Source organism: Acidimicrobiia bacterium (genome assembly GCA_036396535.1).
Taxonomy (GTDB): Bacteria; Actinomycetota; Acidimicrobiia; order Spongiisociales; family UBA5794; genus DASWKR01.
On sequence record DASWKR010000057.1, the window covers coordinates 83,537 to 97,453 of the forward strand.

Sequence of the window (13,917 nt, forward strand, 5' to 3'; positions counted from 1 at the left end):
CGTGGAAGTCCTCGCCGGCATCGTCGCGGCAGCATCTCCGCTCGTGTACGCCACGATCGGCGAGACGATCAGCGAGAAGGCGGGCGTCATCAACCTGTCGCTCGACGGCACGATCCTGCTGTCTGCGATGACCGCCTTCGCAGCGGCATCGGTGAGCGGGAGCGTCGTCGTCGGCTTCGCGGCGGCCGTCGCCGTCTCGATGACAGCCTCTGCAATCGTCGCCTTCTCGAGCATCCGGCTGAGGCTCAACCAGATCGCCGTCGGCTTCGTCCTGTTCATCCTGGGGCGACAGCTCGCCAACTTCCTCGGGAACTCGTACGTCGGCGTGTCGGGACCGAAGGTCCCGGCATGGGACGTGCCTCTCTTGTCCGACGTCCCTTGGATCGGCGAGATCCTGTTCACGCACAACGTGTCCGTGTACGGGAGCTACATCGTCGTCGGACTGGCGTACTGGTTCATCTACCGGACCCGACCAGGACTCGAGCTGCAGGGCGTCGGCGAGCGCCCCGAGGCGGCGTTCGCCAGGGGCATCGCGGTGAACCGCCTGCGGTACCTGTACACACTCGTCGGCGGAGGACTCGTCGGAGTTGCGGGCGCAGCCGTGTCACTCGATCAGATCGCCGGCTGGCGCGAGAACCTGACGACGAACCTCGGCTGGATCGCTCTCGCCTTCGTGATCTTCGGCGGCTGGCACCCGCTCAGGGTGGCGGCGGCCTGCTATCTGTACCGAGGCCTGCTCTTCGTCGCCGGACAGTTCCAGGAGACATTCGGCGACTTCCTCCAGGTCCTCACGCAGCTCCCGTTCCTACTCATGATCCTGATGATCACGCTCATCAACACGGAGTGGTTCAAGCGCCTCGGCGACCGCTACCCACGATGGCGCAACTTCCTGGCGAGCAGCGCTCCTGCGGGAAGTGGTTCTGTGTTCGTCAGGGAGTGACGCCGTTCGCCCGGAGGGTGGCGACGACTCGGCCCGGCGTCAGCGGGAACTCATCGAACCACACACCTGTCGCGTCATGCATCGCGGCGGCCACCGCAGCGGCATACGGGATGAATGGCATCTCCGCCATGCCGCGCACGCCCCATGGCCCGCGCGGGTCCGGCACTTCGACGATCACGCTCGTGACCCGCTCAGGAATATCGCCGATGCCTGGGATGAGATACGTGCTGAGCGTCGGGTTGAGGATGCGCCCCTCGCCCAGCTGGAGGTGCTCGGTGACCGCGTACCCGTGCGCTTGGACGACTCCCCCCTCGATCTGGCCCTCGATCAGCGTCGGGTTGACGGCGCGGCCGACATCGGTGGCGCAGACGACCCACGACACGACGACGTGGCCCGTCTCGATGTCGACCGAGACGTCGGCGGTCTCAGCAACGTAGCCGTAAGCGAAGTTCGGCTCCGAGGGCCCGCCGTGTTGGTCGAGCGGCTCCGTCGGGGGCGGCACGAAACGGAACTGTCCGGTCGCCGGCCTGGCGCCGTCGTTCCACGCCTTCATCGCCTCCTCGGCGGCCCCGAGGATGGCGTTGCCTGCCATCCAGGTCATCCGTGACGCCGACACCGAGCCCGAATCGGTCGTTCTCGCCGTGTCGGACCAGACGGCCGCCACGTCCTCGACCGGGAGTCCCAGTGCCTCGGCAGCCATCTGGGTGAGGGCCGTGTGCGTTCCCTGGCCGACCTCGGCGGCAGAGTGGTAGAGGACGGCACCACTCGGTTCCTCGTCGCCGTGCACCTCGATCTCGGCGGTGCAGCTCTCGGGGAACCCGAACGAGAATCCGATGTTCTTGTAGGCGCAGGCGAACCCGCGGCCCGACCGAACGGCCCCTCGCTTCGCCGGCAGCGACTGGAAGGCGCTGAATGGTGCCGTGATTGCATCGTTGCCGCCCTCGGGCCATCCCGCCGCCTGAGCACACGCCTCGATGACCTGGGTGAGGCTGACGCCCTCCGGCATGGCGGTTCCGGCGATGCCGATGCTTCCCTCCTGGTACCCGTTGCGCAGGCGCAGCGCCACCGCGTCCATGCCGAGCGCCGCGGCGAGCTTGGTCATCTGGGCCTCTGCGACGAAGGCTCCCTGGGGAGCCCCGAATCCTCTGAACGCCCCGCCGGGGACGGTGTTCGTGTAGACGCCGTAGGTGTCGATGCGAGCGTTGGGGATCTCGTACGGGCCGGCCACCGTCAAGTGCAGGTTGCCTGCGACCTTGTTCGTCGTGTAGTTGTATGCCCCGGCGTCGAGGTAGGCGTCCGCTTCGACGGCGACGATGTCACCTTGCGTCGTCGCTCCCCAGCGGGCATGGATCACGCCACGATGACGCTTGTGGTGCCCGACGATGGACTCCTCGCGCGACCACACACAGCGCAGCGGCCTCCGGATGCCCCGCTCGTGGAGCCGCATGGCCGCCAGCGCCATGACGATCTGGAGCGACATGTCCTCGCGTCCCCCGAAGGCGCCGCCGATCGCCGGGTACACGACGCGCACTCGATCCTCGGCCAGGTCGAGTGCGTGGGCGATCTGGGCGCGATCCTCGTGGGTCCACTGCCCGGCGATCTCGACGGTGACGCGACCCTGATCGTCGATGTAGCTGACGGCGGCCTCGGGTTGCAGGTAGGCGTGTTCCTGATGGGGGACGTGGTACGTGCCATCGATGATGACGTCGGCGGCCGCCCACCCTGCCTCCATGTCGCCCTTGCGGGCCTTGTAGTGGACGTAGGCGTTCGTGCCCTTCTCGGGGTGGACGAGGATCTCGTCGGTGAGCGCCCGGTCGATGTCCGCCACGAGTGGCAGCGGCTCCCATTCGACGTGGATCGCCGCCGCTCCGAGAGCGGCAGCCCGCACCGTCTCCGCCACGACGACCGCGATCTGGTCCGCCTCCCACCTGCTCACGTCCGACGGGACCTCGCTACGGCCGGTGGCGTCGACGCCGACGAGCACGGGCTGGTCGAACACCGTGAGCCCGTATTCGTTGACCGGCACGTCGGCCGCAGTGAACACCGCCACGACCCCGGCGACGCCGAGTGCGCTCGTGACGTCCATCCCGGTCATCCTGGCGTGCGGCTGATCTGAGAAGACGACCTTGACCGCAAGGGGGTCGCCGGGAGTGAGATCCGCCGGGTAGAGGGCATCCCCCGTCACCTTCCCGATCGCATCGACCCGCCTGCGGGAGGTGCCGATGCTCACGGGACGTCTCCACGGAGCTGTGCCGCGGCGGCATCGACGGCGTCCATGATCTTGTAGTAGCCGGTGCAGCGGCACAGGTTGCCGCTCAGAGCCGTCCTCACCTGATCCCGGCGGGGGCTCTCGACTTCCTCGAGCAGCTTGGCGCCGGCCATCAGGAACCCGGGAATGCAGAAGCCGCACTGGACGGCGCCCAACTCGACGAAGGCGTCCTGGAGTGGGTGGAGCCGGTCCCCATCGCCGAGGCCCTCAATCGTGACCACGTCCGCCCCGGACGCCCGCGCCGCAGGGACGAGGCACGCCATGACTGCGATCCCGTCGAGATAGACGGTGCACGCTCCGCACTCTCCCTCGGCACAGCCCTCCTTGGTTCCGGTGAGCGACCCACCCGAAGCCGGGCCGGCGTCATCCCGCAGCCAATCGAGGAGCGTCTTCCCGGGAGCGTTGGCGGCGACTACCCGCTCTCCGTTGATCCTCGCGGAAACCGGGGTGCCCGCCTCGACGTGGGCTCGATACTCCGGTCCTGTCGGAAAGTGCCCGTGCCGCACGGCGCCCCACAGTGTCACCGGATCGACCGGTGAGACCACGGCATCGTCGGACAGCGCCGTCAGGGCACGCTCGACCATCACCCTGAGCTCCGCTCTCCGGTAGTCGGCCGTGCCTCGCAGGTCGTCGATCGGGCTCGGGATGGAGGCGGCCAGGTCGGCGGCGGCTCCGATCGTCACCGGGTCGAGGGTGGCGCCCCGGAGCATCTCCTCGACGGGAGTCAGGTCGATGATCGTCGGAGCGACGCTCCCGGCGGCGATCCGCGCCGAGGCAACCCGCTCGCCGTCGAACACGACGACGGCGGCGACGTGCACGACCGAGATGGCCTGGGCGCGACGCAAGCCGAGCTTGACGAACACGCCGCGCCCCGTCTCCGGGATCGCCGGAAACCGGATCTCGGTGAGCGCCTCGTCCGGCTCCATGACGGTGCCACGCACGCCCGTGTAGAAGTCGGCGAGCGCCACCGATCGGCTGCCACGTGTCGAGGTGAGCGACACCGATGCGTCGAGGGCTCTGAGCGCCGAGATCGTGTCGTTCGCAGGGCTGGCGGTGATGAGGTTGCCTGCCACGGTTGCCCTGTTGCGAAGCTGCGGCGACCCGATCTCCCAGCACGCTTGGAGCAACGGCGATCCGAGCTCGGCGACGGCGGCGGAGCGGACGACCTGGTTGTGGGTCACGAGCGGTCCGAGCACCACCGTGCCACCGGCCACCTCGATGTCCGACATGCCGTCGAGGCGCGTGATGTCGATGAGGACTTCGATACCGGTGCGCACGCCTCGGTCGATCTCGAGCAGCAGGTCGGTGCCGCCGGCGATGATCCGCGCCCTGGTGCCGTGTGTCTGGAGAAGGGTGAGCGCCTCATCGAGGGCTCCGACGATCTCGACGGTGGTCGGACGGGCCAGGTGACGCTGCGCGTGGTGCATCTCAGTCACCCCTCCGTCCGTTGTAGATGACGCCCCCGGCCGACGCGTAGTCGGCGAGCAACTCGGCGCCCTCGGACCGGCGAACATCGCGGACGACCTCGATGCCGCGCGACTCGAGCGCCGCCACCCACGAGACCGGCTTGGCTCCCTCGTCGAAGCCGACGGCGGTGGCGTCCTCGTCACGCGCTCCGCACACGAGCCTCCTCACGCCGGACCAGGGCACCGCGCCGAAGCACATGGCACACGGCTCCGTCGTCGTGACGAGCTCCATCGCCGGGAGCCCGGGAGCACCGAGGTCGTACGACCCGACGGCCCGGCAGGCGATGGCGATGGCGACGATCTCGGCGTGAGCTATCGAGACGGCGCTCGGCACGACGACGTTGAGGCCGGCTGCGACGAGTGCTCCGCTCGCCGACTCGAACACCGCGGCTGCGAACGGCCCTCCCGTGGCCTCCTCGACGTTGCGACGTGCGAGCGCCAGCACGAGATCCATGCGGACCAGGTCGTCCGGCCACTCCACGGATGCCGACCCGACGGCCTCGCCCATCCACTCGGGGAGGTCGATACTCACTCTGAGGAGCTTGGAATCCATCGCCGGGAGTCGAGGCTACCGCGCTTGCCCGGACCTGCCGCCCTAGCCGGCACCTCGCTCCCGGATGAGCCTGGCTCGACAGACTTCGCCGCGCCGGCGAGCGGCAGATGCGATTGGGTGCGCCGGCACGCTCTCCGGGGCAGCAGGTGGGCGCTTCGGCATCGACGGATCGGATGGTCCGGGGCTCCTGCCTCATCTCAGGCAGCGTCGGGGCGCCTCGGCGCGCCCGTCACGCCGGATCGCCGGCCATCACCATCTCCGGCGCCGGGAGCGTCAACTCGAACTGGCTCCATCCGTCGAGGTAGCGGTAGGCGAGCGTACCCCCCATGAGCTCGGCCAGCCTCCTGGCGACGGTGAGGCCGAGCCCGACGGATCCCGGCTGAGTCGGTCTGTTGTGCGCCCGCTCGTAAGGAGCGAAGACCCGTTCCCGGTCCTCCCGGGGGATCCCGGGACCATTGTCGACGACCGAGAGCCGGATCCTCCCACCCCTGTCTCGGGCCGTGATGCGCACGTCGTCGCCTCCGTATCTCATCGCATTCGTGATGAGGTTGCGGAGGATCTGGCGCACCCGGGTCGGGTCGGCCCACACGACGAAGCTAGGCACCTCGACGGCGAGTCTGCCGCGGCCGACCATCTCGACGAAGCGACCGCTGACGAGCTCGGTGTCGACGAGCTCCTTGAGATCGACGGCAACCGGCATCACCCTGATCGAGCCCGTGTCGGCCCTGGCGGCAACGAGCAGGTCCTCGATGATGTTCGCCACCTCTTGGCTCTGGTCGGCGATCAGATCGATGAGCTCCGCCGTCGCTTCCGCGCCGAGCGTGCCGTCATCCGATGAGAGCTCCTCGGCCAGTCCGACGACCGCGGTGAGCGGAGTCCTCACCTCGTGCGACACGCTGGCGATGAACTCGTCCTTCGCTCTGACGAGGGCTCCAAGGCGCTCGAGCGTCTGCCTCCGTTCGAGGTATGCGCCGATCATGTCTGCCGCGGCCCGCAGCGCAGCCACCTCGTGCTCGCTCCAGGAGCGCTCCTCGCGATAGTCGGCGAACCCGACCGAGCCCGCCCATGCACCGTCGATGTAGAACGGCAGAACCAGCTCCGAGCGCAACCCATCCGCCTCGTAGATCTCACGGGCCTTGCCCGTCTGCTCACTGGCTATGACGTGGACCGCCCGCCCGGACGAGAGCCCGTCCAGCATCTCCGGGAAATCTGCGTGAGGGCCGCCGAACCACGGCAAGTCCCCCTCGCGTCCCGACACCTCGTCACGCTGCGCCTCGTGGATGATCCGCGAGCACAGGCCCATGTCGGGGTCTTCGTAGTTCATCTCGACGTAGACGTAGTCGGCCGTCGTGGCCTCGAGCAGCGCAGCCAGTGCCACGGTCACGGCCTGGTCGTCGGCGTCGGCGAGCAGGGCTTGTGACGACGCGATCAGGGCCGTCTCGAAGACGTGGCGACGATCGAGGTCGTTGACGAGCTCCTCGAGCCAGGCGCGCGACGACTCGCGATCCCATGCGACGCCGATCATGTCTGCCAGCGTCTGGAGGACGGTGACCTGGGTCGTCCGGTCCGGCTCGGCGGAGGGCGGCGGTCGCTCGGAACCCGGTGCCTGCACCCCCGCCGTTCCCGGCTCGACGATGCGCGATGCCTCCTCGGCGGTCGTCGCTCCGACCGTCCCGAGCCACTCTCCCCTCACGATCACAGGAAGCCGAATGAGCACGTCCGCTCGATCGTCTCGGTAGCGCTCCTTCTCCTGACCTTTGAGCTCCCAGAAGGGCATCGAGACGACGGATCCTGCCGACAGCCACCCGGCGACCGCGTGGAGCTCGTTCCAGGAGAGGTCCGGGGCGCGGTCGAGGGTCTCCTTCAGGACGCCCACAGACTCGACGACCCGCGAGGTACGCATCCCTGCCGCGTCGACGTTCCTCTCGACGAAGACGGATGAGGCGGCGATGGCACTGGAGACGGATTCGAGCGCGACGGCGAGCCCGTTCTGGTCGGGAGCCATGAACAGCGCCCGTGAGCACTCGGCGATGGCCTGGAGCATGGCCACGTTCTCGCCGAGCTCCTCGGTGAGCTCCTGCACGGCGCTGAGCGATCGCTCGAGCCGACTGTTGCGAACTCCGATCGACACCTGGCGCGCCAGGTCGCCGAGCAGTCTGAGGTCCGAAGCGTCGAACCGGCGCAAGTCACTCATCGGCGACGACGCCACAAGCATGCCGATCGTCGTGCCATCGGCGTCGAGCGGTGCGGCGATCGCCGGCCGCGTGGCGTCGAGGCCCGGCACCGCTGGATCGCTGGGTGCCAGGTCGGCGGGCCCCGTCATCGCTTCGGCGTACGAAGCCAGGCCGGACGAGTCGATCGTCGACACCTGAGCCATGCCAGCCTCGACGCCCTGCTCGCCGACGATGGTCCGGAAGGCGCTGAGCCCGCCACTCGAGAACAGCACCACGGCGGCGCGCTCCACCTCGAACACGTGCCGGGCGTGGCCGAGTACGTCACGAATGCCGATCTCGATGTCCTCGGCTTCATGCAGCAGCCTCGTCGCCTCGTAGATCCAGCCGAGCTTCTCCCGCTCGTTGCCGCTGCTGACGAAGCCGCGGTATCCGAGATACACAGCTCCCGGAACGACGACGGAAGGGATCGCAACGATCGGATCGGCAACGATGACGTGATACAGCACGATGCCGAGCGTGGCGTTCATCACAGTCGCGACGCTGCCGAACGCCACCGTGCTGTTGATCTCACTCGATTCGAGCTCCGCCCCGGACAGCCGCATGGCGCCGTTGATGAGCACCACAGCCAGGCCGAAGGCGATGAGGGTTGCGAAGCCGACCGCCATCCATCCGGAGGCGGACTCCAGGGAGGCTCCCGTTGCGAGGAGGCCCCGGAGAACGACGATGGCGATCGCCGACTGGAAGGCGAGCTGGCCCAGGTTGAAGGTGAGCTTCAGCGGGGCCTGGCGGCGGTGGACGGCGAGGGCCACGCCCGTACCCACCACCTGCGCGGCGAGCAGCGTGAGCGGGGCGGCCGCAACCAGCCCGACGACCAACGGAACCTCGCCCATGGAGAACGAGTGGGCATGGTGCCTGACCCGGAGATGCACGACGGCGACTTCGGCGGCGTAGAACCCGGCGGCGAGCAGCCAGAATCCCGCTCGGCTGTCAGGTGTGAGCGGCTCCATGCCGAGCATGGCCGTCCCGAGCGAAGCGGCCGCCGCCACGATGGTCGCCAGGAGCAGCCAAACCGACTCGGCGCCACCCTTGACGAGAGAGCGCCCCACGGTCGGCGGCGCGTGAGAGGCGGGGTGGATCGTCACGAGCGCCTCAGCGACGCATCGACCGGGAGGCGTGCTGGCACGTCGCGCTCCGGCGCGTTGCGCTCTGTCGCGCCCATCTCACCTTCCTGGCTGCAGAGGAGTCATCTGGCTTCCTCCAGGAATATCGGTTCGATCCCGGCGAAACTTACGGATTAGGCGTCCACAGGGCAGAGAGCAGCTCGGCGACGGGATCGAGCCGCCGGTCCGAACCGGACGAGCGCTCGGTCACCGGGTCGACGCCCGAGTAGCTCCGGACGAAGCGCTCACCGACCCCTTCGAGGAACCGACTCGGAGGTGCATACGAGTACGCCGCGTCTGCACCGAATCGACGGTGGTAATAGCGCTGCGGCACGCTGACGACGAGCTCGTCACGCGCTCGAGTGAGTGCGACATACAGCAGACGCCTTTCCTCCTCGAGGCCGCCGGGCTCGCCGAGGGCCATGTCGGATGGGATGTTGCCGTCCGAGACATGGATCACATGGACTGCCCGCCACTCCCCACCCTTCGCCGAGTGGATGGTCGAGAGGACGAGATAGTCGTCGTCGAGATGCGGAGCGCCGGCCAGGGCGCCCGTGCTGACAGGGGGATCGAGTGCGAGCTCGGCGAGGAAGCTCGACCGGGTCTCGTGGCGCGCCGCCATGAGGACCAGGGAGTCGAGGTCGCCGAGCCTCACCCCCGGATCGTCGTAGCAGTGCTCGAACGTGATCTCGCAGAACTCGAGCATTGCTTCGATCTGCTCGGCCGGAGACGGCGTGGATGCGGCCCCGGCGAGCCCCGCCTGGAGCGCCTCGAAGGCCGGCCGCGCCTCGGCGGGGAGGTTCACATCGACCCGGCACAGGGCGGTGGCGTCCCGGCCATCGGCGAGCACGAGGGACGTGACCCTGGTGGCGGTTGCCTGGCCAACGCCCGGCACCAGCATGAGAACCCGGTTCCAGGCGAGCTCGTCCCGAGGGTTCTCGAGGACTCGCAACATGGCGACGAGGTCCTTGACGTGGGCAGCCTCGAGGAACTTGAGACCGCCGAACTTGACGAATGGGATGTCGCGCCGCGCCAGCTCGAGCTCGAGCCCTGCCGAGTGGTGCCCGGTCCGGAACAACACGGCCTGTTCGCGCAGAGAGACGCCCCGCTCGCGACGCTCGAGCACGCGGTCGCACACGAGGTCGGCTTGGGCCCCCTCGTCGGCACATGTCACCAGCTCGGGCACCGGACCGTCGCGCCGTCGAGACCACAGCCGCTTCGGGATGACGTCGATGGCCGGCGCCATCACATCGTTGGCCGGGGCGAGGATCTGAGGCGTCGAGCGATAGTTCTCCTCCAGCCACACCGTCACGGTGCCGGGGAACCGCTCTGAGAAGGCCAAGAGGTTCCCAGCGCTCGCAGCCCGAAACCCATAGATCGCCTGGGCGTCGTCGCCGACGACTGTCAGGTTGCCGGTCGAGCCGCACAGGGCCTCGAGGATGTCGGCCTGGACGGCGTTCGTGTCCTGGTACTCGTCCACGAGCACGTGGTCGAACAGCCCGGCGACTGCGGTACCCGACTCGGATCCGAGCAGGGCGCGCCAGTAGAGGAGGAGGTCGTCATAGTCGAGGACGTTGTGGCGTCGCTTCCGGTCGGAGTACGCCACGAAGATGCCGGCCAGGGCGGCCTCGTGGTCGGAGCACCACGCGAAGTGTTGCGCCAAGACCTGGTGAAGCGGCTCCTGGGCGTTCACGCACCGCCCGTAGGCGGCCGCGATGGTCTCCTTCCTCGGGAAGCGCCGCTCTCTCAGGTCGATGTCCGCCTCGGCGCGCAGCACGCCGAAGAGGCCTTCGGTATCTGCCTGGTCGAGGATCGTGTAGGAAGGGTCGAGACCCACGGCCTCCCCGTAGCGTCGCAGGAGCCGATGCGCCGTGCCATGGAACGTGCCGCCCCACACCCTGCCGACCGGTCGCCCGCGAATGAGCCTGTCGGCGCGGCGCAGCATCTCGCCTGCGGCACGCTTCGTGAACGTGAGCAGCAGGATTCGCTCCGGTGGAACGCCACCATCGACCAGGGCCGCCACCCTCGCCGCCAGCGTCCTCGTCTTTCCGGTGCCTGCTCCGGCCACGACGCGGAGCGGACCCCCGCCGTGCTCGACGGCAGCCCGTTGCTCGGCGTTGAGATCCTCGATCGTCGCGGCGAACATCCGTTCGATCCTAGGGGCTGGGTGCTCGCCTGGGGTGGTTTTGGCGGCACGGTGGCTGGTCGCAAGCAGGAGTTGTCATAGAATATGAAGGTGATATACTCAAGTTAAATGACGCGAGAGACTGAGAACTATGGAGGGTGAGCAATGACGATGGTACGATTCGACCCGTTCAGCATGTTGCGGGACTTCGACCGCATGTTCGACGAAGGAGGCATGACTCGCCTGTCGACGTGGATGCCTCGTCTGGATGTATTCGACCGCGAGGACACGCTCGTGGTGCGGGCAGAGCTGCCGGGTATCGACGGCGATTCCCTCGACGTCACGGTCGAGGCGGGCACGCTGATGATCACCGGCTCCAGGACGCTCTCGTCCGAGGAGAACAAGGACGCCTACCACCGCAAGGAGATCGCAGAGGGCAGCTTCAAGCGCACCGTGCTCCTCCCGGAGGGCACCGACCCTGAGGCCATCTCGGCGTCGTCGAAGGACGGGATCCTCGAGATCGTGATCCCGAAGAAGCCTGAGATCCTCCCCCGCAAGGTCAACGTGGACGTGCAGCGGTAACTCTTCCTCCCACGGAACCGCTGACACCGGCGGCCCGTCTCGTCATGAGGCGGGCCGCCTCTTCTTTCGCGAACCGTCGGGCGAGCCCCGGGAAGTACGATCGGCAGGATGGACGCCGACCCCGTCTCGATAGACGAGTTGATCCGGGACCTCGCAGGACCGTGGCTGCCGGAGGACGTCGTGTCGGTGAACGATGCGGTAGTCCGTCTCGCCAGGCTCGAAGGCGTGTTCCCATGGCACCACCACGACGAGGACGAGCTCTTCCTGTGTTGGGATGGGGAGTTCCGCATCGAATTGGCGGACGACGGCCCGGTCATGCTCCGCCGAGGAGACGTTTTCGTCGTGCCTGCCGGTGTGGAGCACCGTCCGGTCGCCGACGTCGTCTCGCACGCCCTCCTCCTCGAGAGGCCGGAGACCAAGCAGTACGGGAGCTGACGTGGCGGTGAGCGAGACGTACGTCGAGGTGGCCGGGGAGGCCTTCCGCATCTCGAGCCCGGAGAAGCTGATGTTCCCCGAGCAGGGATGGAAGAAGCTCGACGTCGTCGAGCACTTCGTCATGTGCGTCGCCGGGGCGCTTGGAGGCGTGCGCAACCGGCCCTCGCTCCTCAAGAGGTGGAACGGAGGCGTGTCGGAGCCTCCGCTCTTCGTCAAGCGCCCCAAGGACGCGTCGAATCTCGTCGACGTGACGTTCCCGTCAGCTCGTCCCGGCAAGATGTTCGCCCCGCTCACCGAGCGAGACGTCATCTGGATGGCACAGATGAACTGCCTCGACCTGAACCCCTGGAATGCGCGAGCCGACGACCTCGAGCACCCCGACGAGCTCCGCATCGACCTCGACCCGACCGACGACTACGACTTCGAGGCGGCCCGAGATGTGGCGTTCGCCGTGAAGGACGTCCTGGACGAGATCGGACTGGTCGGCTGGCCGAAGACTTCGGGTAACCGCGGCATCCACGTCTACGTCAGGGTTCAGCGGGAGTGGGACTTCTACGAGCTCCGGCGAGCGGGCCTCGCCATCGCCAGGGAGGTCGAGAGGCGACACGATCTGGCGACGACCGCATGGTGGAAGGAGGAGCGCACGGGGGTGTTCATCGACTTCAACCAGAACGCCTGGGACAAGACGATCGCCAGCGCCTATTCGGTGCGGCACACGGGATGGGTCTCGACGCCGTTCTCATGGGACGAGCTGGCCACGATCGATCACAAGGCGCTCGACCTGATGTCGTTCAAGGGCCGCTGGGATGACGTCGGAGACCTCACTGCGGGCATGGACGACGCCGCCGGCCGGCTCGACAAGGCGATGGAGATGGTGGCCGAAGATGAGGAGCGGGGCCTCGGAGAGGCACCATGGCCGCCCCACTACCCGAAGATGCCGGGTGAGCCGCCGAGAGTCCAACCGTCCAAGAAGGTCGACGAGCATTGGACGGACTGACCGCCGACATGCGGGCACGAGGGGTGCGGGATGAACCCCGCCCCCCTCGTCAACTGTTCACAGGCTGACTTTGAGGAGCTCGCCCACACCAGGGCAGACGCCACAATTGGACACGTACACGTCGCCGGAGCGGCTCACGTCCATGCCGCCGGGGAAGAAGAGCGGCTCGCTCAGCAGCAGATGGCGTGACCCATCGTGGTCGACGGCCCACAGCGCCCCTCCCGGATCACCGAGCAGCGAGTTGGTGGCGATCTCCAGCACGTAGAGACGCCCGTCGGGGCCGAAGTCGATGTCGATGATGTTCGTGAATCCGTCCGCGAACACCTCCGGCTCGTGGCCGGGAACAACCCGCCACACCGCGGCGCCGCCGACGGGGAACGGGAATCCGGTGAGCTGACCGACATACAAAGCCCGGTCGGGGCCGACGACCACAGATGTCGGGACAGCGTCCATCGGGATCTGCGTCCCGGGTGGCAGCCCGAGGAACGGGGGTGCATCGACGAACTGGACCGGGAAGACGGCGACGGTGGAGACCGCGCCGCCCTTCTTCACCTCGAGGAGGGCATTGCCTCCGGCGTCCGAGACGTACAGCTTGCCGCGCCGGGTCGTCACCGAGTTCGGATTCGTGTCGAGAGGACCGCCGTCCGGGTTCGCTGCGATCTCGTACTCGCCGATGTCGGCGACCTGCCGGACGACTCCCCGATGCGGCTTCATCTTGAGGAGCGACGCCAGCAGCTCACCGTCGGGACCGAAGCCGGGGATGGCGGATGGATCGCCCCCGAGCCCGACCGTCGCATATGTGCGACCGAACCGCCGCAAGACGTCCGACGGCCCGATCGCCGCAGAGCCATCGGCCGCCGCGAAGCTCGGGAGACCCTCGACGACTCGCTTGCTCGATCCGTGGCGCACCCGGGTGATCGAGCCGGTCAGCCCAAGGCACACCTCGGCTTCCGGATCCTCTGGGTCGGCTACACAGATGCCTGTGTCGCCTCCGAGGCCCGCTTCAGCGACGAGGACGGCCCCGTTCGCCCGTACGTGCACGCCTCTCGGGTTGTTGAGGCCCTCGGCGATGACCTCCCATGATGCTTCGCCCGACGTGTCTCCCGCCGTTGCGACACCAGGCAAGAGGGTCACCGTGAGTACGGCGGCGCCCGCCAGGACAAGATGTCTCTTGACCATTCCCCTACTCCCTTCGTGTGGAACGAGGCCAAGCTAC

Annotated in this window: 10 protein-coding genes; 4 read left to right on the forward strand and 6 right to left on the reverse strand. The window is 68.0% G+C overall.

The annotated features are described in order from the left end of the window. Position 1: 1 nt before the first annotated feature. Positions 2–940 (forward strand): ABC transporter permease, encoded by a 939-nt coding sequence (locus VGC47_10200; GenBank protein HEX9855676.1) that lies wholly within the window; start codon positions 2–4, stop codon positions 938–940. Here the strand turns inward: VGC47_10200 and VGC47_10205 are convergent. The 5 genes from VGC47_10205 to VGC47_10225 all read right to left on the reverse strand — a co-directional run bounded on the left by VGC47_10205 (position 930) and on the right by VGC47_10225 (position 10,708). Then, a complete protein-coding gene (locus VGC47_10205; GenBank protein ID HEX9855677.1) occupies positions 930–3,170 on the reverse strand; it encodes a xanthine dehydrogenase family protein molybdopterin-binding subunit in 2,241 nt (746 codons plus the stop codon). The genes VGC47_10200 and VGC47_10205 overlap by 11 nt on opposite strands. Continuing rightward, complete coding sequence (locus VGC47_10210; GenBank protein HEX9855678.1) at positions 3,167–4,636, reverse strand: FAD binding domain-containing protein; 1,470 nt, start codon at positions 4,634–4,636, stop codon at positions 3,167–3,169. The genes VGC47_10205 and VGC47_10210 overlap by 4 nt, the downstream gene beginning before the upstream one ends. Position 4,637: 1 nt before the next feature. Next, positions 4,638–5,228, reverse strand: coding sequence for a nucleoside deaminase (locus VGC47_10215; protein HEX9855679.1), 591 nt, complete (start codon positions 5,226–5,228; stop codon positions 4,638–4,640). A 229-nt stretch (positions 5,229–5,457) separates the two neighbouring features. Further along, positions 5,458–8,544 (reverse strand): GAF domain-containing sensor histidine kinase, encoded by a 3,087-nt coding sequence (locus tag VGC47_10220; protein ID HEX9855680.1) that lies wholly within the window; start codon positions 8,542–8,544, stop codon positions 5,458–5,460. A gap of 145 nt (positions 8,545–8,689) precedes the next feature. Further along, positions 8,690–10,708, reverse strand: coding sequence for an ATP-dependent helicase (locus VGC47_10225; protein ID HEX9855681.1), 2,019 nt, complete (start codon positions 10,706–10,708; stop codon positions 8,690–8,692). A 144-nt stretch (positions 10,709–10,852) separates the two neighbouring features. On the opposite strand from VGC47_10225, the gene VGC47_10230 reads away from it, so the two are divergent. From VGC47_10230 to VGC47_10240, 3 genes are all read left to right on the forward strand, one after another. Further along, complete coding sequence (locus tag VGC47_10230) at positions 10,853–11,269, forward strand: Hsp20/alpha crystallin family protein (GenBank protein HEX9855682.1); 417 nt, start codon at positions 10,853–10,855, stop codon at positions 11,267–11,269. Between the two features lie 108 nt (positions 11,270–11,377). Then, positions 11,378–11,704, forward strand: coding sequence for a cupin domain-containing protein (locus VGC47_10235; GenBank protein ID HEX9855683.1), 327 nt, complete (start codon positions 11,378–11,380; stop codon positions 11,702–11,704). A gap of 1 nt (position 11,705) precedes the next feature. Continuing rightward, positions 11,706–12,701 (forward strand): ATP-dependent DNA ligase, encoded by a 996-nt coding sequence (locus tag VGC47_10240; GenBank protein ID HEX9855684.1) that lies wholly within the window; start codon positions 11,706–11,708, stop codon positions 12,699–12,701. Positions 12,702–12,758: 57 nt separating this feature from the next. On the opposite strand, the gene VGC47_10245 is transcribed toward VGC47_10240, so the two are convergent. Next, positions 12,759–13,880 carry a ScyD/ScyE family protein gene (locus VGC47_10245; GenBank protein HEX9855685.1) on the reverse strand — a complete coding sequence of 374 codons (1,122 nt, stop codon included), beginning with the start codon at positions 13,878–13,880 and terminating at the stop codon, positions 12,759–12,761. Positions 13,881–13,917: the final 37 nt, after the last annotated feature.